Source organism: Alteromonas sp. ABV4_515 (assembly GCF_056160345.1).
In genome coordinates, this window is the sequence record NZ_JBSWWZ010000004.1 from 133,372 (window position 1) to 152,121 (window position 18,750).

Below are 18,750 nucleotides of genomic sequence, written 5' to 3' on the forward strand. Positions count from 1 at the left end.
TCCTGCCTTAATTAATCGCGATTACTGATTGTTCTGTGACTGCCAGGGTTTTGCATTTACCTGCATGTCGGGCTGCACTTTCTGGTATCCGGTTACGATGACTTTTTCACCGCTATTGAGACCAGACTTCACGATGTATTGATCTTTGTAGGTATCACCCACAACAATCGTTTTGGGCACAACTTTGCTTTCGCCATTTACCGTCATAATACCAATCGAACCATCTGGCTGACGGGTAGTAGCACGCTGAGGAACCAGCAATTCATTAGAATTACCCAGCATTACCGTGGCCTTAACAAATAAGCCAGGCATTAACAGAGAATCTGGGTTAGGGAATTCAGCACGAAGGGCTACCGCACCAGTAGTTTCATCTACCGTCACCTCAGAGAACTTGAGTGTGCCGTCGTGTTCGTAAGATTCGCCAGTGATTTCATCAAGGATAAGTTTTACCGGAAGCGAGCCGTTTTGCTGCATGGCTCTGCGTAGTGTAAGTACGCCCTTACCGCTTTGTTGCATATCGACAAACACCGGATCTAACTGGGTAATCGTTGCCAGTTGCTGGGTTTGACTGGCGGTAACCAGTGAACCAACGGTGACATAACTGCGGCTAATCTGACCACTGATTGGCGCATAAACCTTGGTAAAATCGAGATCAACTTGAGCCAAATCTACCGCTGCCTGGGCCACGCTAATCTGTGCTTCGGCTTGCTGTGCTTGTGCCAGCGCATCATCATATTCCTGCTGACTTACTGCGTTTCGGGTAAGTAGATCTTTATAACGATTAGAGCGCGCTTCTAACGTTTTCAGGTTGGCTTCTGCACTTTTGAGGTCAGCTTTGGCGCTGGCCAATTGAGCGGCATAGCGGGCGTCATCAATTTGATAAAGCTGCTGACCTTTTTCTACCAGTGCCCCTTCCTCAAACAGGCGCTCGGTAAGTACACCTTCAACCTGCGGACGTACTTGCGATTGCTGCATAGGGCTAACACGACCAGGAAGCGTGACCAGATGTTCAACAGGCTGATTTTGCACAGTGACTACTGAAACTGTGGGTGCCGGTTGCTGACCTGCACCCGCCTGTGCAGCCTGTTGTTCACCCTGATCCGAACAGCCACCGACAATAGCCAGAGCGATAGCCGTGACGGTAGATAACAAAAGTTTTTTCATAACAGTGAGTCTTCCTGATTCAGCCTGAAAGGCTGGACAATTGTGCAATAAAAGTTTACTTTCTTAAAGATACGTTCTTGTATGTATGTTGTCAATCTCGCGGAGAATCCTATGCGCAGAACAAAAGAAGATGCCGAACTCACTAAACAGGCCATTTTAAAAGCGGCCGTGGACGTCTTTTCAGAGCGTGGCGTTGCCAAAGCATCCCTTGAAGAAATTGCGCGCAGAGCAGAAGTAACAAGGGGTGCCGTTTATTGGCACTTCAAAAACAAAATGGAGATCTTCGACGCGCTTCACGACAGTCTACATACTCCATTCATTGAACGAATCATGGAAGGTTTGGAAGCTGAACACCCGAATCCTGTCGGCCAATTACAGGAGCTTTGTACCAATATTTTTTTAGAACTCGACAGAGATATTCAGCAACGTAAAGCACTTACGCTTTTCTTGTTAAAATGTGATTACAGTGGCGAGCTGAAATGCCGACAGGAAGAACAAGTCAAAGCGAAAGCGATAAAAATGCAAGCCTTCGCAGGTTATTACAAACGCGCTATTAAATTGGGTCACATTGCCGATGATATTAGCGCTGAAGATTACACGATTGCGATGAGCTGTTTCATGCGCGGTGTATTACACGAATACTTAGAAGCGCCGGAAGAATTCGACATGCAAAAGCGTGCCCCCATTATTATGAAAGTTTACTTTGGCGGATTGCGTACGCCTTCCCATTGATAGCTGAAAGCAACTGACTAAAGACGACGCTCAGCACTGGCTGATGAGCATTTCATAAGCCCATACCAATTGACGGGAATGGGTGTTGTCTCCACCTTTGTCGGGGTGATGAAGGTGCTGCAGACGACGATAGTGCTTTTTCACTAATGTTCTGTCGAGAACGGTTTCCTCGCTTATTTCCAATAATGCTCTGGCTTGCGCCATTTCGCTCGAAGTAACAACCGGGGTAGCAGCCCTCCCCATTTTCACCCAGAAACCCGCAATCAGTTCGTCGACATCCTCACGCTGGGTGGCATCCAGATTATTCCAGTCGAGGTAGTAGACTCTAAGTGGATCAGGAAGCGTGAGACGGTTTGAAAGATCCTGTGCGGGGAGCAACACAATATTGGTAGCCAGAATGTCCAGCCAGCCTTTCCCTTCCTTGGCCCATTGCACCTGAAGGGTATACAGCAAATTGAACAGCACGAAATGACATTGAAACAACAACAGGTTGTCTCGCAGTGCTTGCTCGTCTAACAGTTCAAACGGGGGGTTTTGCAACCTTGATATCAATGTGTATTCGCTGATGCCATTGCGAAAATCCGCCTCCATAGACTCAAGCGCCTGGTACAGCGCCCGCAAAGCAGGGGCGTTATGAGAGCGGTTGGTACTCATTGTTAGCTGCCGGTTGCCGGCGGCGGCTCCGGTAATCGCCATAACCAGATAAGGACTGTCAGCATAACAATGTCAGTTCCAACCATCACCCAGGTTGGCGTACTGCTGAACGCCATAATGACAGCAGATATCGACATCCCGATAGCTGCGGCATATTTCGCCCGTCGCGGCATGCAACGCCCATTACGCCAGTGATGAATTATCGGCCCGGTGACTTTATGGTTATCCAGCCAATGTGCCAAAGATGGCGAACTTCTGGCAGCCAACCAGGCTGCAATGAGCACAAAAACGGTGGTTGGCATGCCCGGCACCACCACGCCAATAAAGCCTAGAGTAAGGCTGATCCCTGCTCCCAGCATTAACAACCAGCGATAAGGTGCTGTAATCATACTGCTTTTAGGTTTTTGGGACGGGGTCATGGAAGCTGGTAGCCGATAATACGATAACAATGAGTCTGCTATTCACTTTACTCCATAATTCGCCTTAATTCATTTCCTGTTCGCCATAACTGTTCGCTGGCATCGCCAGAATCCTTTGCTGAAATGGCATGACATCAGCCAAGGAATCACACACATGATTAAAAAACGGATCCCCAGAGACCTTATCTTCGACCCCTACCCTAAGCGCAAACCTACCGTATTGAGGCGCTTCCTGGTTCTGCTATTAGTGGGCCTGAGCACAGCAATAGCCGCCTTATATGCGAAGGCAGAAGGTAATCCAGAGACCGCCCAAGTTGTTGAAGCGGGTGCGCTTGCAGCGCATAGCGATAATGGCCTGAGAGCAGATGTACTGCACCTGAAAACCCATGCCGACATTAAAATAAATGGGCTACTGGTAGATGTCACTTATCACCAGCGGTTTAAAAATCGCTCCGATGAATGGGTGAACGGCGTTTATACCTTTCCCTTGCCAGAAAATGCAGCCGTGAACGACATGACCATTCGCATTGGCGAACGCATAATCAAAGGCGAAATCAAAGAACGTGCCGATGCCCGAAAAATTTTCGAAAAAGCCGTGAAAGAAGGTCGCCGGGCCGCACTGACCGAACAACAACGGCCAAATTTGTTTACCCAACGTATTGGCAATATTCCTCCTGGTGAAGACATTGAAGTCACACTCCGTTTTTTGGATATAGCCCGTTTTCTGCGAGGTAATTTCAGCTGGCGTCTGCCCACCACATTAACGCCCCGTTATATTCCAGGCATGCCACTGCAACTGGCAGATACCTCCGTTGAGGTAGTGAATTCACAGCTATCCGGATTTGCAGGTTGGGCATTGGCTACCGATGAAGTGGATGACGCGCCGCTAATTACACCACCCATTGCTACCAAGTCATCAGGCCACAGCAACCCACTGTCGTTAACCGTATCTCTTCAGGCAGGTCTCGAACTTGCTCGTATTGACGCCCTGTACCATCAATTGGATATCCGCAAAGAAGCCGAAGGTCATCATATCTACTTAAAAGAGGGACAAAGTGAAATGAACCGGGACTTCGTGTTGCAGTGGTCACCGGTTGCTTCCGCCTCCCCCACTGCCGCCTTGTTCCAACAGCAATTGGGTAACGAAAAATACGCCATGTTAATGGTATTGCCTCCGCAACATCCCCAGCCGCAAGCATTGCCCAGAGACATCATTTTCATTATCGACACGTCTGGCTCAATGCAGGGGCAATCCATCGTGCAGGCCAAGGCCAGTCTTCAATTAGCGGTTAGCAAGTTAACGATAAACGACCGCTTTAACGTGATCGCATTTAACGACCGTCCCCTGTCTATGTTTGCCTCGCCGCAATTGGCCGACGAAGCCACCACTCGCATGGCCAAAGGCTGGATTGCCGCACTGCAAGCCGAAGGCGGTACGCAAATGGCACCGGCACTTTCTGCCGCCTTTATGCAATCTGACGAACCGGAGCGTTTGCAGCAGGTGGTATTTATTACCGACGGTGCAGTGGGTAATGAAAGCGCTTTGTTCTCACAGATAAAAGCGCAAGCTAAACAAAAGCGTTTGTTTACCGTGGGTATCGGTTCAGCACCGAACAGCTATTTCATGACAAAAGCCGCAGAATATGGACGGGGCACATTTGAATATATTGGCGACGTGTCTGAAGTGAGCCAACGTATGAACCGTTTGTTCGACCGATTGAACGGCAGTGTGGCTAAGAACATCAGCATTGGCTGGCCACAGGACGCAGAAGTGTTCCCGGCCAATGTACCGGATTTGTATCGCGATGAGCCGGTGTTATCTTTTGCGCGACTTAGCAATATGCCAAACGCGGTAACCGTATCCGGCGAGACCGCTTCACAGGCGTGGCGGCGTTCAGTAAGCAGCGAGCAGGTCACCAACACCAACGGGATTGGTGCTCGCTGGGCAAAAAAGAAAATTGCGCATATTGAAGATCTTGGACGCAACAGAGAATTCAGCGAAGATACCGTCAAATCGGAGATCATTGATGTCGCGTTAACCCATCGACTGCTTTCCCGCTTCACCGCTTTTGTTGCGGTAGATACACAAATAGCCAGAAACGACAGTGTATTACGCCCTCCTTTGCGCGCTGTTGTTCCCAACATGCTCGCCCAAGGGCAGCAGTTGGCCTACCCGCGCACGGCAACCCGGGCACAACTGATGCTATTGATAGGCGCGCTTTGTTTGCTGGCTGGCCTGGGAATTCTGCTGGTTCAGTGGAGACATCGCCATGATTAAGTTGCCTTTTGCTGGCAAAGCCACGCCTGCGGGCCTGATGTCAGCCATCTTCCTAGCAGCGGCACTGCTGTGCTTCGGCGACAGTTTATGGATATCAGGCAAAGCTGTTCTTGCTCAGGTGCTAATTAAAGGAGCCTGGGAAGACACGCTGGAAACCGGCGCCGAACAGAAGCCCTGGGCATGGGCAGACACCTGGCCCGTGGCAGCCATTCACTTTCCATCGCAGAATGAAAAATTGTATGCGCTGGCGGGCAGCCACGGCAGCAGCCTGGCGTTTGGCCCCGGACACCTCGATGGTACTGCCTTACCCGGCGAGCAGGGAACCCAGGTTTTCAGTGCTCACCGTGACACCCATTTTCGCTTTCTGGAGCACGTCGCTATTGGCGAAGTGTTTACCGTTCAACAGAAAGACGGGCGCTGGCAGCACTATCGTGTTGCTGACACCCGCATTGTAGACATCGACAGTGCTCCCTGGGTGATTGACCCGGCATCCAACGAAGTGCAGCTTATCACCTGTTATCCCTTTAACAGCATGGCACCGAACCCCACAAAACGTTACATCGTCGTCGGTCTGCCGATACCTCCGGCGTCGGAACGAGGCAGACAACTAGCCAGGTTACGCATGTAGTTAAGGCGGTGAAGAAGTGTGATGGCACATTTCGCGATGTATTAATCCTACGCATTCCACCCCATAGCACAACACGTTGAACGGCTGCATACTGGGTTTAACGCCGCGGATTTGTCATACTCCGCAGTGATTTTTTCTCGCTTCACTGTTTGGAATGCCCAGTTTGCCAGCCCTATTTTCTTTTCGCCTTATCGTTATTGTGTTTACCACTTTACTTTCGCTTACTGCATGCACGCCACCGCGCTCGCCGGACAAAATAGTCATTAGCGGTCCTTTTGAGCCAGTTAATTACGATCCTGCCAGTTCAGGTTACATCTTCTCTCGCATGCAGGTTATTGAAACACTCGTTGATGTAAATGATGACGGTACGCTACGACCCGGTTTGGCGACGGATTGGCAGAGTAATGATGACTTTAGCGAATGGACGTTTCACCTGCGCGAGGGCGTAACGTTCCACGACGGCAGCACAATGGATGCCGACGTTGTGCGCAAAAGTCTTGCCGTCGCATTTGGGAAACCAGTGCCTTTCGACGCCAGTTTAGTAAAAGACATCACCATTCCAGACGCCAATACCGTTGTATTTACACTCAGTCAGCACTATCGCCCGTTTCCGTCTTTGATGTCGAATTACACCATGGCCATTTTGTCACCTGCCTCGTTCGGGAAATTTAACCGCATGACGGCGCTCATTGGCACAGGGCCCTATAAAATTACTGACTTCCAGCCTCCTCATAACATTTCAACGGTTAGGTTTGACGACTACTGGGGACGCCCCGGCACAATTAAAAAAGTGGAATACATTACTGGCCACCGTTCTGAAACACGGGCTCTGATGGTAAAAACCGGTCAGGCGGATATTGTTTATAATCTCGACCCTGCCGCAGTGGAAATGCTGAAATCAGACGACTTAGTGTCAGTATTCAGCGAACTTATTCCCCGCACCACACTGATTAAATTGAATCTGCATGATCCGATACTGGCGAATAAGTCAGTGCGTCAGGCATTAAGTTTGGCGCTCGACCGTACCGGTATCGCCAGCGGTATCCTGCGGGTTCCCGGCATTGAGGCCAATCAGCTATTTGGCCCTGGCATGGGCGTTTGGCATGTGAATGATCTACCTCCCCCTTCGCAATCTTTAAAGCAAGCGAACGCGCTGCTCGAACAGGCTGGTTGGGAACTCGCCAACGACGGCGTACGTTATCGTAACGGCAAGCCGCTAGAGATGAACATGATCACTTACGCTAACCGCCCTGAACTCATCATCATCGCCACTGCGATTCAGGATCAATGGGCGCAGGCTGGTGTGAAACTTAATGTGCATATGGAAAATTCCAGCGCTATTCCTTCAGGTCACACCGACGGCACCTTACAAACTGCATTAATGGCCCGTAATTTCGCCAATATCCCCGATCCTCTCGGCATACTCCTGGCCGATTTTACCAGCGAGCAAGGTGGAGAATGGGGGCCGATGAATTGGCAAAACCCATCACTCTTTTCACGCATTGAGCAAATAGGCCGGGAAACCAGCGAGGCCTCACTTCCGGCGCAGGCCCGTGACGTTATTCGCGCTATTAATGACGATCTCCCGCTCATTCCAGTGGTGTATTACATGCAACATTCAGCGGTCTCCGACCGCTTGCAACACTTTAGCTTTGACCCCTACGAGCGTTCATTTCGCATAGCTGACCTGCAAATCAGGAGCGAGCCGTGAAGCGCATTTTGTTGAATCGCCTGCTCCAGGCCGTTTTAATGATGTGGAGTGTGGGTACCCTTACTTTTGTTCTGGTGCGTTTGTTACCAGGAGATATGGCTTACAAAATTGCCGCCGGGCGCTATGGCGATGACGCCGTAAGCACGGCTGCGGCGAACGCCGTGTCGGCAGAATTAGGGCTGGATAAACCCGCGTTTCAGCAATATCTGCACTGGCTCTGGGATTTACTTTCGTTGGATTTAGGCAACAGCCTGGTATCCGGCGCCCCCATTATTGTTGAGTTACAAAATCAGCTTAGTTTCACCCTGGTACTGGCCGGATGCGCTATTGTGGTGGCGGCATTGATTGCGTTTCCACTGGGCATGTTCTGTGGTGTTAAAGCCGACAGCGGATGGGACAGAGCCTCACTGACCATGTCGACCTTTGTGCGTTCACAACCTGTGTTTTGCCTGGGACTCTTACTGATTTTTCTGTTTGCTATGGAATTGAACTGGTTTCCTGTAGCCGGGTACGGTGGTGTGCCTTACGCAATTTTACCCGTTCTTACGCTGGCCATCAGTTTGGCAGCGGTATCCAGCAGAGTGGTTCGTAACAGTACCCGAACCGCCGTAAAGTCAGCGTGGTTCGAGTTCTCCCGCATTAAAGGGTTATCTTCACGCCGGGCATTTTTTCGCCATGCCCTTCCTAATATTCTGCTGCCTGCCCTGGCATTTATGGGCATTCAGCTCATTGGCCTTATTGAAGGCGTGATCATGATAGAAAGCCTGTTTGCCTGGCCGGGGATCGGACACGGCCTTTCCCACGCGGTTTTCGCCAGAGACATTCCCATGTTGCAAGGCACCGCGCTGGTAATGGGTTTCTTATTTGTACTCATTAATACACTGGTAGACGTGAGCTACTATCTTCTTGACCCGAGACAACAGGAGGTCCAGTCATGAGCTTCCTTAGCAAACTGTCCGGACAGCAATGTACCGGGGCACTGATTTTAGCCTGTCTTGCCCTTTTTGCAGTGGCTGAAATGCTGCTTTTCTCACTGGACGGTAATCAGCAATTTCTCGCGCAAGCATTTGCTTCACCTGACTGGCAGGCACCGCTGGGTCGTGACCAGTTTGGTCGTAACATGTTTGCCCGACTCGCCGGCGGACTGCGTATTTCCTTCACGCTATCCCTGATTTGCGTTGTCACCTCCGCGGTGCTGGGGGTACTTGCCGGTGTTGCAGCCGCTTGGCGTGGTGGCTGGCTCGACAACCTACTGAATTTTTTCGCTAACACCATTTTGGCGTTGCCAGGACTGGTGCTAATTTTAGTCTTTGCTGCGGTCGTTCCAGGCTCCTTTGTGATGATTTATCTGGCTATTTCTCTGGTGCTCTGGGTGGAATACTTCCGTTTGGTGCGAGCCATTGCGTTGAATCAGGTAGCCAGTCCAGCATTACAGTCTTCGATGCTAATGGGGTTTGGCAAATTCTACCTGTTTCGCCGCCATATCTGGCCCGCATTAAAAGCCGATGTGTTCTCTCTGGCAGCGTTTGGTGCCGCAACCTCGGTGGTAGCCATGTCGTCTGTGGGTTTTGTTTACGTAGGCTTGAAACCTCCCACACCGGAACTTGGCCTGATGATTGTTGAATTATTCCCGTATTACCACGAAGCCCCCTGGTTACTGTTAGAACCAATAAGTCTGTTGTTTCTCATTGTATTTGGCTTTCATTTGCTGGCAGGGAAATCACGCTAATGAAGCGCATTGAAGTTAATAACCTCGCTATTCACTCGTCAGAAGGCGTGATCATAAACAACTTGTCACTTTCCGTATCGGAGAATGAATCGCTAACTATTCTAGGTGAAACTGGCTCAGGGAAAAGTCTTCTGGCATTGGCTATTCTGGGGAATTTACCGCCCATGCTAACCGTATCAGGTTCGGTTAAAGTCGATGGTAAAGAAATGCTGGAAATGCCAGCGTCAGAGGCGGCTTCCCTATGGGGAACAACCATAGTCATGCTGCCCCAGGAACCTTGGCGGGCACTCAGCCCACTGATGAAAATAAAGCATCAGATTGCCGAAGTATTTCGCTATGTGAAGCGCGCCACATCAGCTACAGCTAGCGAAGATACCCATCAATTATTGGCAAAGGTCGGGCTAGAGCAACATGCGCAAAAAGTCCCCGCTCAACTTTCAGGTGGCATGGCGCAGCGCACGGCCATAGCCTGCTCCGCAGCCACAGGGGCAGATATTGTTCTTGCCGATGAGCCCACCAAGGGGCTCGATACCGCCCGAAAAGATGACATTATTGCGTTACTTAAAGCCCGTAAAGCAAAGGGGTGTTTGCTTACCATCACTCACGATGTACAGGTTGCCAAAGCCTTGGGCGGTAAAACCCTGGTTATGCAAAAAGGTGTGGTAGTTGAAAGCGGAGAGGCTGAGAAAATTTGCTCGCAGCCAGATTCCGCCTATGCCAGAGCACTTATTAACGCGGCGCCGGAAAACTGGCCGCGCAGAGAGCAGTCGACAACCACTTGCTCTCCGCTGATAACTGTAAAAAACCTTACGCTTACAAGAGGCAACCAGACGCTACTCGAACAGGTCAATCTTGAAATAGGCGCAGGAGAAGTGGTCGGGTTATATGGCGACAGTGGCAGCGGAAAATCTTCCCTTGCCGATGCTCTGCTGGGTTTGCTCCCCATAAGCGGAGAAATCTATTTTCATCAACCGCTGGCACGGCATGAAAAACTGAAACTCTACCAGGATCCGCCTTCGGCTTTCTGTGAAGAGGCGACGTTACGTACGCTACTGCACGATATTATTCGACTACACAATCTGAGTCCGCCACCACTGGATGAACTGGCCCTAGAGCTTGGCCTGTCCCCCGGTTTACTCGATCGCACTGCCACTGAAGTAAGCGGCGGCGAGCTACAGCGCATTGCACTACTAAGAGCGATGCTACTGAAACCTCAATTTCTGGTGGCTGACGAGCCCACCTCCCGACTTGACCCTATCACAGCTGAGAAAGTTACCCGCTTGCTGGCGACAAAAGCCAGAGCAATGAACTGCACCCTGCTGTTTATCAGCCACGATATTCATCAGCTGAATAACATCTGTGACCGGGTCATGGACATCACATCTTTATGAATCGCCGAATTTAATTCGCACACCGGCATTAGCGATAAAGCCGTCGTTTCGTGACCAGATATCGGTGGTCCAGCGACCGCTCGGCGCTCTGGCCGGTAACAGTAAAGGATGCTCATCGCTCTGTTTAACATCCAACAGATTTTCCAGGTTGATAAACCAGCTTGTGCGGCCGGTGGTTATCTCCCCCATCAGGCCGAGGTGCCAGTAAGGTCTGGATTCGCTCAAATAAGGATTATCATTAAGGCGCTGCGTGCCGGTGTAGTAAGCTTCAAAGCCTGCTCGAAAGTTGCCGTGTTGCTCCCACATAACCACAAAGCCTGCAGAATGTTTCGGGGTCAGCGCAACTTCACGTCTTCCGTTCTCTGTTGATTGATCTTCTGTGGCATCGAGGAAAAGGTAGCTAGCGGTGAGCTTAATGTCATGCCAACGATATCGCACCAGCATTTCCGATCCTTTGATACGGGTATCGCCCGAGCGGTTTATGAGCCTGATTTGTCCGGGAGATACCGCTTCCACATCAACAGCGTTCTCTACCGAAGAACCGAACAGGGTTAAGCTGGTTTCGATGTTATCCAGCGTATAGGTGAAATCCAGCGATGCCGTTTCAGCCTGCTCCTCATTCAGATCGATTACCGGTGACAGACGTGACAGCCCCGCTGCGTCAATTTCTTCTACGAAGGGCGTTGGCGCGTAATATCCTTGTGCATACGAACCACGGACAGTGAGGTCGCCGGGGCGATATAAAACAGACACCCTTGGGCTAAACTGTGTCCCATACACATTATGATCGTCAAGCCGGGCACTGTAAGACGTGGTAACGGTCTCTGACACATCATAATCGAGCTGCGCAAATATCCCCGGCACCGTGTAGCTGTAATCGAACTCGGGGAACGCCATTGATGAAAACGTATCTGCCTGAAAGGCCAGGCCAGCTACCCAACTGCTCTTATCGCTATAACCGGATATGCTGGACTCAGCCAGATAACTCTCATGCTCGTCGTCTTCCACTACTTCACCATACTGATGCTCGTGCTCCTGCACCATGGCTGAAGCCCGGCTATTCAGCGAAAGCGTGTCGTTTAGCGGCATAGAAAACACCAATCCGGCATCACTGCGCACAGAGTCCTGACGCTGAATAAACTCAGTGCCGTCGGCAATGGTGTTTCCCGGTAGCGTGCCGCCCCGACGATTCTCTGCCATGTGTCCGGCTGTCAGATAAAGCGTCTCGCTATTTTCGCCCTCCCAAAATAAGCGGGGACGCACGGTGTATCGCTCATAGCCGGGTAAGTCTATCCAGCCATCGCTGTCGGTATCTTCGGTTTTCTGATGATGGGCACCAGCGGTGACCGATCCTTTCAGCGAATCGGTGAGTGGCGATTCAGCGTAGGTGGTAAAGTCCTGTCCGTCTCGCGTCGTCAGGTTCAGCAGGGCTTCGCCCTGAAACGCATCGCCAGGCCGCCGGGAAACCAGATTAATCACCCCACCCAGCGCTGAACCACCGTATAGCGAGGATGCCGATCCTTTTATGATTTCTACCCGTCCTAAATCGGTAGGTGGAATTTGTAACAGGCCTATAGATGCGGCCTGATTGCCGTAAAGCGGTAAGCCATCGGCTAGCAGCTGCGTGTAACGGCCGTACATCCCCTGTAAACGAATATTTGCGCTACCCAGAGCCGGCGAAGTGGTTTGCACCCTCACCCCACCGGTTTCCGCTACCAACATAGAAATATTACCCGGTCGCATGGCGGCCTTCTCACCAATTTCCTCGGCACTTATCACTTCGGTCCGGACAGGTTGGTCATCAGCAATCCGGCCTGAGCGTGTTGCCTGTACCACCACATGCTCTACTTCTTCTTCATGATGGTCATCGTCATGTTCGTCACTGGCGTGTGATAGAGGTGGCAATATTGCGAGACTGAGAGGGAAAAGCAGGACGAACACGGGTGATTTATGCGACATACAAATACTGTGAAATTTTGAGAACTGATACACTCAAGCATAAAGGTTACAGTCACTGGAAGGTCAAGATGAAAATCAGCGAATTGTCTCAACTTACTCAGGTTGCGGCTAAAACTATTCGCTATTATGAACAGGTTGGCTTGTTGCCTCCCCCTGCCCGTTCTATTAATGGCTACCGCATTTATCGACAGCGTGATCTTGAGGCGCTGGTTTTTATCCGTCGCTCTCGTGCTCTTAATATGTCATTGGATGACATCAGACAGCTTTTACAGGTTCAACAAAACCCTCATCACTCCTGCCAGGTAGTAGATCAACTTCTGCATGAACAGTTGACGAAAGTAAAAGAGAAGCAACGTGAGCTCGCGTCCCTGGAAGCCTCACTGGCTCAACTAGTTAATTCATGCCAAAGCGATTTGGTAGAGAACTGCTCGATTTTACAAACGCTCAATGAGCGACCTTTTCCAGGCGAGGAAAGCTGAGCTTCCATTTCATAGCGTTCACTGCCCCAACATGTCACATCGAGATTGCACGAGAAACATATATAGTATACGGTATTATTTATCCCATAATAATTGACCAAGGATATACCGTGGTAAAGTTGAAGCGAACTCTTATAGCAGCGTGTACTGCTGCCCTTTTCTCTAGCCTGGCACAAGCCAGCGATATGGGAGATACCGTAAGTGCCTTTCAGGCAGACCAACGCGCTATAAGCAATTTTTACCGCGTACATGAAAAAGCCAGTTTTTATCAGCGTGAATTGGCTCTGCTTCAGGATTGGCAAGCGAAACTCGAAGGCCTTTCATTTGATGAAATGGATCAAGAAGCCAAAGTCGACTATTTGCTGCTTAACGCAAAAGTCAAAGATCTACTTATAAGCACAAAAAATGCGTACAAGGGATATCAGGACGTTGCCGCCGTCGCAAACTTTGCCTCACCACTGTATGCATTTATCGATGCCCGCCGACGAGGCGCAAGACCGGATGCTAAACAACTGGCCGCCGACTTCGCCGATGCAGTACAGGCCATAAATTCCCAGAAGGAAAAACAGGAAAAGTCACCTTATAGCGATTGGCAGAAGGCTGATAAAGCCGCGAAGGTTATTCTCGACCTTAAGAGCGGGCTCGAAGAAGCGATTCACTTTTACAACGATTACGACCCGCAATTTACCTGGTGGATGGAAACCCCCATCAACGATCTCATTAGCAACCTCGACAGTTACGCCACTTTTCTGGCTGATAACTACACCAGCGATACCACAAAGGATGATGGCAGCGGCATTATTGGCAACCCCATTGGCAAGCAAGCTCTTATCGACCAGCTTCGCGCCTCTTTTATCGCTTACGACCCTGAAGACTTGATAGACATTGCTAAAGAGCAATTTGACTGGTGCAAAGAGCAAATGATTCAGGCATCCCGGGAAATGGGCTACGGCGATGACTGGAAGGCCGCACTCGAGGCCGTGAAAGACACCTATGTGCCGCCTGGTGAACAACCGAAAACCATCAATGACTTGCTTGAGCATTCGGTAAAATTCGTTGAAGACCGGGATCTGATCACCCTACCACCACTGGCAAAAGAAACCTGGCGGATGATTATGATGACGCCGGAACGCCAGAAGGTTAATCCGTTCTTCACCGGTGGACGGAATATCAGTATCTCGTACCCTACCGAAGGAATGACCCATGCCGACAAACTCATGAGCATGCGCGGGAATAATCCAAACTTCTCGTACCCAACCGTTCAGCATGAGCTACTGCCGGGCCACAACCTGCAATTCTTTATGAATCAGCGCCATAAGCCTTATCGAGAGGCTTTCCGCAACCCTTTCTGGACCGAAGGATGGGCACTGTACTGGGAAATTATCTTGTGGGATAAAGATTTTGCTACCACGCCAGAGCAAAAAATGGGCATGCTATTCTGGCGAATTCACCGCTGTGCCAGAATCATGTTCTCACTGCAATATCATCTTGGAGAGATAACGCCTCAGCAAGCCATTGATATGCTGGTAAATGAAGTGGGTCATGAGTACGCTAATGCAGAGGCAGAAGTGCGACGTTCATTTGCCACTAACTATGTCCCTCTTTATCAACTGGCATATATGATTGGTGGCTTGCAATTCAATGCTTTGCGTAACGAAATGCTCGCCAAAGGCTGGACAGAAAAGCAGTTCCACGACCGGGTGATGCAAGAAAACACAATGCCCATAGAGGTATTGCGTTTGCTGATTCAAGAAAAGGATTTTGATCGTGATTACGAAACGCAGTGGCGCTTTTCGACCAGTTTCACCAGTGATGACAAATAAAATCCCCTATTAATAATAACAATAAGAGGTGTCTATGCAGCAGTCTCACCGACTCCCGACCATTATGGAAATTGTGGTCATAGCAGCAGGTATAATTGGCGCGATTTTTCTGTTTGTTCAGGTCCTCGCCCTGCCCATTCAATTGGCGTTGATTACCGCGTGGTTCATAATTATTGCCATGGGGAAACGGCTGGGACTCAGCTACGAGCAGATGCAGGCCGGTCTCTGTAAAGGGATTGGCCACGGTATGGAGGCCATTTTGGTGCTGGTGGCGGTAGGCGCGCTCATTGGTAGCTGGATGGCAGGCGGTATTGTGCCGAACATCATCTATTCGGGTTTATCGATAATGAATCCGCACATCTTCCTTTTGGCCGCTTTCATTATTTGCGCGGTGACGTCTCTGGCGACAGGCACGTCGTTCGGTACCATTGGTACCGCGGGGATTGCCATGATTGGTATTGGCGCAGGATTCGGCTTGCCATTACCTTTAGTCGCTGGCGCCGCAATTTGTGGCGCTTATGTGGGCGACAAACTTTCCCCACTGTCAGATACTACCGTAATGACTGCATCCTTATGCAGAGTGCCGCTCACTTCTCACATTCGCTCGATGCTGTATGTCAGTGTGCCTGCGTTTATCATTGCCGGTTTGCTGTTCCTCATAGCAGGATATGTTCTTGCCCATGATGGCAGCACGGCACAGGCGCAGCAGGTCATGAACGCCATCGCCGCCGAGTACACCATTGCATGGTATATGTTGCTACCCGCCGCTGCAGTCGTTGCTTTATTAATCATGAAGCTTCCATCGGTACCCGTCATTTTTTTCGGTGCCGTGCTCGGCGTGGTTTGGGCCATCATGTTCGAAGGCATGGATGCAATCAGCGCCATTTCTACTCTCTACGGTGGCAACCACATCAACTCTGATGTGGACTTCATTAATATTTTGCTTAACCGCGGCGGCATTACGTCTATGCTGGAAGTGATTTTACTGGTTATGTTGGCGCTGGGATTAGGTGGCTTGATGGAGGTAACCGGTGTGCTGTCGAGCATTTCAGCGGGCTTGGAACGTTGGGCAACCAACACCGGCCGACTCGGCGTTTCTACGTTGTTCGCGGGTTTTCTGGGCAACGTATTGGGTGGCGCAGCCTATGTGTCACTGATCACCGCAACCGCACTAACCGGTAAGAACTACGACAAAATGGGGGTTGATCGCCGTGTATTATCGCGCAATACCGAAGCGGGCGGCACACTCACTACACCGATGGTGCCGTGGACAGATGGGGGCGTGTTTATGGCAACCACACTGGGCGTCGCTACCACCACCTATTTACCTTTCTTGTGGTATCACTTTGCTGTTTTGATTATTTCTGTGTTTTACGGTTATGCTAACTGGTTTAGTTTTGCTAAAGACCAACAACAAAAACAACAACCTGAAGCACCGGCGACAGTGAATGAACTACAAAGCTCGTCAAAATAATTAAGACAAGGACGAACCCATGAAAAAGCTATTCGGGGCAACGATTGCCATTTCTCTAACACTCAGTGTTGCCGCCGCCCCGCTAACAAAAAGTGATTTTGATGCATCGGTAAAACTACGTGAAAACTGGATCACCAAAACCCGGGATCTGATGTTTCCTGTTTCGTGGCTGAACGACAAACATGAATTTGCCTACCGTCAGTCCGTTGAGGGAGGCTTTGGTTACTTTGTTCAACATGCTGAAACGGGAAAAATCCGCCCCGCATTCGATCAGGAAGCATTAGCGCAAGCACTCAGTAAGGCCGCCGGTGAAGAGATGTCAGCCTTAATGTTGCCGTTTGAAACCTTCCGATTTAACCACGACGAAACCGCCATTCAGTTTTCCTTACACTACGAGCCCTGGGAATGCGAACTGGCCACCATGCATTGCGCTGAGCGTTCCTTTGGCGATGCCCGCCCCCGGGGTTTTGGGGTTGTCCGTGATTTGCGGGTAAGTCGGGCCGACGCCGTGATAACCTCTGAGAATGGAGAATTGAACGTTACCGAGGACGGCTTCAACCTGCTGATTACCGACACCAACGGTAATCAGGTATACCGCACCACCGATGGCGTGAAAGATAATTTTTATGACATCGACTCTATTAGCTTTTCCCCCGATGGCCAGGCACTGAGCACCATGAAAGTGGTTCCTGGTGAGCCTCGCTACGTAACCAGAGTAGTGTCTTCTCCCGAAGATCAGGTGCAACCCAAAGTCGTTACCCAGCTCTACCCAAAACCTGGCGACAAGGTAGATTTCGATCAACCCGTCATTATTGATTTAAAGGCTAAAAAACAATTTAGTATCGCCCCCGATCGCATTCCCGGTGCATACGAAATGAGTATCTACGGTTGGCATAAAAAAAGTGACAGCATCATTGTTCGTTACCTGCAGCGCGGCCACCAGCGGGAAGAAATGCTGCAAATGGATCGTAGCAACGGCGCCGTGCATGCCATGGTCAGCGAAACAGCCGAGACTTTCATACACGGCTGGACCGGCTTTTTCCACGATGTAGACAATGCCGGTAAAGAAATCATCTGGCGTTCGGAACGTGATGGCTGGGCTCATTTGTACCTGATTAATGGTGAAACCGGCGAAGTGAAACAGCAAATCACTGAAGGGGAATTTGTCGTACGCGAAGTGCAGAAAGTGGATGAAGAAAATCGTCAGATTTATTTCTCTGCTAATGGTATGAATAAAGATGAAGATCCGTACTTCATACACTACTACCGGATAAACTTTGATGGCACCGACCTAGTCGCACTTACGCCAGAAAAGGCGAATCACGAGGTTTATTTTTCCGACGACATGCAATATTACATCGACATTTACTCACGAGTCGATTTGCCCAATATCACTAAGCTATATAAAACGGGCGATGCCACGCCAATCCGTACAGTAGCCGAAGCAGATATCAGCGAACTGCTGGATGCAGGCTTTCAGTTTCCACAAACCTTTGTGGCAAAAGCCCGTGATGGTAAATCCGATATCTGGGGCTTAATTGTCAAACCTCAGAACTTCGACCCCAATAAAACGTATCCGGTTATCGAGAATATCTACGCCGGCCCTCACGACAGCTTTGTACCCAAGTCGTTCTGGCCATTCGGTTATCACTCCGGCGGCGATAAGGTGATCGGCATGCAGGCACTGGCCAACCTTGGGTTCATAGTGGTGCAGATGGACGGCATGGGCACCGCGAACCGCTCAAAAGCCTTTCACGATGTAGCCTGGAAAAACCTCGGTGACTCGGGTTTCCCTGATCGCATTCTTTGGCACCAAGCGGCCGCAGAAAAATATCCCTGGTATGACATTTCAAGCGGTGTGGGTATTTACGGCGGTTCAGCGGGAGGCCAAAGCACTCTGGGTGCGCTGGTTTTCCATCCTGAGTTTTACAGCACAGGCGTCGCTTTCGCCGGATGCTTTGATAACCGCATGGACAAAATTGGCTGGAATGAACAATGGCTTGGCTACCCGGTTGATGAAAGCTATGTGGCCTCATCTGGCACCGAGCATGCGGCCAATATGACTGGCGATATCTTTATCATCGTGGGTGAGCAAGACAGTAACGTTGACCCGGCTTCTTCTATGCAGGTGGTTAATGCTCTGATAAAAGCAGGCAAAGACTTCGACTTGCTGGTCATTCCTAACGGTGAGCACTCGGCTGGGCGTTCAACCGGGCCGGTGGATTATGCGCAGCGTCGTCAATTTGCGTTTTTTGTCGAAAAGATGAAGCAGCAGCGCACACCTAACTGGAATAAACCATAATCCGCTT

The 18,750-nt window shown here is 50.3% G+C and carries 15 protein-coding genes; 11 read left to right on the forward strand and 4 right to left on the reverse strand.

Going from position 1 to position 18,750, the window contains the following annotated elements; all coding sequences use genetic code 11:
* Nucleotides 1-21 precede the first annotated feature (21 nt).
* Nucleotides 22-1,164: an efflux RND transporter periplasmic adaptor subunit gene (locus ACXAGX_RS10845; protein ID WP_474838274.1), complete on the reverse strand. Its 1,143-nt coding sequence runs from the start codon at nucleotides 1,162-1,164 to the stop codon at nucleotides 22-24.
* A gap of 111 nt (nucleotides 1,165-1,275) precedes the next feature.
* Here ACXAGX_RS10845 and ACXAGX_RS10850 point away from each other — a divergent pair, with 111 nt between their 5' ends.
* Nucleotides 1,276-1,896, forward strand: coding sequence for a TetR family transcriptional regulator (locus tag ACXAGX_RS10850; protein ID WP_474838276.1), 621 nt, complete (start codon nucleotides 1,276-1,278; stop codon nucleotides 1,894-1,896).
* A 30-nt stretch (nucleotides 1,897-1,926) separates the two neighbouring features.
* Here ACXAGX_RS10850 and ACXAGX_RS10855 read toward each other — a convergent pair whose 3' ends face one another.
* Nucleotides 1,927-2,550 (reverse strand): DNA-J related domain-containing protein, encoded by a 624-nt coding sequence (locus ACXAGX_RS10855; protein ID WP_474838278.1) that lies wholly within the window; start codon nucleotides 2,548-2,550, stop codon nucleotides 1,927-1,929.
* A gap of 2 nt (nucleotides 2,551-2,552) precedes the next feature.
* Nucleotides 2,553-2,939, reverse strand: a complete 387-nt coding sequence (locus tag ACXAGX_RS10860; RefSeq protein ID WP_139139010.1) for a YbaN family protein — start codon at nucleotides 2,937-2,939, stop codon at nucleotides 2,553-2,555.
* 184 nt (nucleotides 2,940-3,123) lie between these two features.
* On the opposite strand from ACXAGX_RS10860, the gene ACXAGX_RS10865 reads away from it, so the two are divergent.
* The 6 genes from ACXAGX_RS10865 to ACXAGX_RS10890 all read left to right on the forward strand — a co-directional run bounded on the left by ACXAGX_RS10865 (nucleotide 3,124) and on the right by ACXAGX_RS10890 (nucleotide 10,706).
* Nucleotides 3,124-5,247, forward strand: a complete 2,124-nt coding sequence (locus ACXAGX_RS10865) for a marine proteobacterial sortase target protein (protein WP_474838280.1) — start codon at nucleotides 3,124-3,126, stop codon at nucleotides 5,245-5,247.
* Nucleotides 5,240-5,875, forward strand: coding sequence for a class GN sortase (locus ACXAGX_RS10870; protein ID WP_474838281.1), 636 nt, complete (start codon nucleotides 5,240-5,242; stop codon nucleotides 5,873-5,875). The genes ACXAGX_RS10865 and ACXAGX_RS10870 overlap by 8 nt, the downstream gene beginning before the upstream one ends.
* 163 nt (nucleotides 5,876-6,038) lie before the next feature.
* A complete protein-coding gene (locus tag ACXAGX_RS10875; protein ID WP_474838283.1) occupies nucleotides 6,039-7,586 on the forward strand; it encodes an ABC transporter substrate-binding protein in 1,548 nt (515 codons plus the stop codon).
* Nucleotides 7,583-8,524, forward strand: coding sequence for an ABC transporter permease (locus ACXAGX_RS10880; protein ID WP_474838285.1), 942 nt, complete (start codon nucleotides 7,583-7,585; stop codon nucleotides 8,522-8,524). Before ACXAGX_RS10875 ends, ACXAGX_RS10880 begins: the two co-directional genes overlap by 4 nt.
* A complete protein-coding gene (locus ACXAGX_RS10885; RefSeq protein WP_474838287.1) occupies nucleotides 8,521-9,315 on the forward strand; it encodes an ABC transporter permease in 795 nt (264 codons plus the stop codon). The genes ACXAGX_RS10880 and ACXAGX_RS10885 overlap by 4 nt, the downstream gene beginning before the upstream one ends.
* Nucleotides 9,315-10,706 carry an ABC transporter ATP-binding protein gene (locus ACXAGX_RS10890; RefSeq protein ID WP_474838289.1) on the forward strand — a complete coding sequence of 464 codons (1,392 nt, stop codon included), beginning with the start codon at nucleotides 9,315-9,317 and terminating at the stop codon, nucleotides 10,704-10,706. The genes ACXAGX_RS10885 and ACXAGX_RS10890 overlap by 1 nt, the downstream gene beginning before the upstream one ends.
* Here the strand turns inward: ACXAGX_RS10890 and ACXAGX_RS10895 are convergent.
* Nucleotides 10,701-12,665 (reverse strand): TonB-dependent receptor plug domain-containing protein, encoded by a 1,965-nt coding sequence (locus ACXAGX_RS10895; RefSeq protein ID WP_474838291.1) that lies wholly within the window; start codon nucleotides 12,663-12,665, stop codon nucleotides 10,701-10,703. The two genes, ACXAGX_RS10890 and ACXAGX_RS10895, sit on opposite strands and share 6 nt — an antisense overlap.
* Before the next feature lie 68 nt (nucleotides 12,666-12,733).
* Between ACXAGX_RS10895 and ACXAGX_RS10900 the strand changes: the two genes are divergently transcribed.
* The 4 genes from ACXAGX_RS10900 (at nucleotide 12,734) to ACXAGX_RS10915 (ending at nucleotide 18,743) form a co-directional block, all read left to right on the forward strand.
* A complete protein-coding gene (locus ACXAGX_RS10900) occupies nucleotides 12,734-13,144 on the forward strand; it encodes a Cd(II)/Pb(II)-responsive transcriptional regulator (protein ID WP_474838293.1) in 411 nt (136 codons plus the stop codon).
* Nucleotides 13,145-13,254: 110 nt separating this feature from the next.
* Nucleotides 13,255-14,967 (forward strand): DUF885 family protein, encoded by a 1,713-nt coding sequence (locus ACXAGX_RS10905; protein ID WP_474838295.1) that lies wholly within the window; start codon nucleotides 13,255-13,257, stop codon nucleotides 14,965-14,967.
* Between the two features lie 34 nt (nucleotides 14,968-15,001).
* Entirely contained in the window at nucleotides 15,002-16,441 is a 1,440-nt protein-coding gene (gene nhaC, locus ACXAGX_RS10910; protein ID WP_474838297.1) for a Na+/H+ antiporter NhaC, read from the forward strand.
* A 19-nt stretch (nucleotides 16,442-16,460) separates the two neighbouring features.
* Entirely contained in the window at nucleotides 16,461-18,743 is a 2,283-nt protein-coding gene (locus ACXAGX_RS10915) for a prolyl oligopeptidase family serine peptidase (RefSeq protein WP_474838299.1), read from the forward strand.
* Nucleotides 18,744-18,750 lie beyond the last annotated feature (7 nt).

What these genes read in the sequence shown, in the direction of transcription:
- ACXAGX_RS10845 (WP_474838274.1), bottom strand. Translation starts at nt 1,164, where the DNA reads ATGAAAAAACTTTTGTTATCTACCGTCACGGCTATCGCTCTGGCTATT.
- ACXAGX_RS10865 (WP_474838280.1), top strand. Translation starts at nt 3,124, where the DNA reads ATGATTAAAAAACGGATCCCCAGAGACCTTATCTTCGACCCCTACCCT.
- ACXAGX_RS10850 (WP_474838276.1), top strand. Translation starts at nt 1,276, where the DNA reads ATGCGCAGAACAAAAGAAGATGCCGAACTCACTAAACAGGCCATTTTA.
- ACXAGX_RS10860 (WP_139139010.1), bottom strand. Translation starts at nt 2,939, where the DNA reads ATGATTACAGCACCTTATCGCTGGTTGTTAATGCTGGGAGCAGGGATC.
- ACXAGX_RS10895 (WP_474838291.1), bottom strand. Translation starts at nt 12,665, where the DNA reads ATGTCGCATAAATCACCCGTGTTCGTCCTGCTTTTCCCTCTCAGTCTC.
- ACXAGX_RS10855 (WP_474838278.1), bottom strand. Translation starts at nt 2,550, where the DNA reads ATGAGTACCAACCGCTCTCATAACGCCCCTGCTTTGCGGGCGCTGTAC.
- ACXAGX_RS10885 (WP_474838287.1), top strand. Translation starts at nt 8,521, where the DNA reads ATGAGCTTCCTTAGCAAACTGTCCGGACAGCAATGTACCGGGGCACTG.
- ACXAGX_RS10915 (WP_474838299.1), top strand. Translation starts at nt 16,461, where the DNA reads ATGAAAAAGCTATTCGGGGCAACGATTGCCATTTCTCTAACACTCAGT.
- ACXAGX_RS10870 (WP_474838281.1), top strand. Translation starts at nt 5,240, where the DNA reads ATGATTAAGTTGCCTTTTGCTGGCAAAGCCACGCCTGCGGGCCTGATG.
- ACXAGX_RS10890 (WP_474838289.1), top strand. Translation starts at nt 9,315, where the DNA reads ATGAAGCGCATTGAAGTTAATAACCTCGCTATTCACTCGTCAGAAGGC.
- ACXAGX_RS10900 (WP_474838293.1), top strand. Translation starts at nt 12,734, where the DNA reads ATGAAAATCAGCGAATTGTCTCAACTTACTCAGGTTGCGGCTAAAACT.
- nhaC (WP_474838297.1), top strand. Translation starts at nt 15,002, where the DNA reads ATGCAGCAGTCTCACCGACTCCCGACCATTATGGAAATTGTGGTCATA.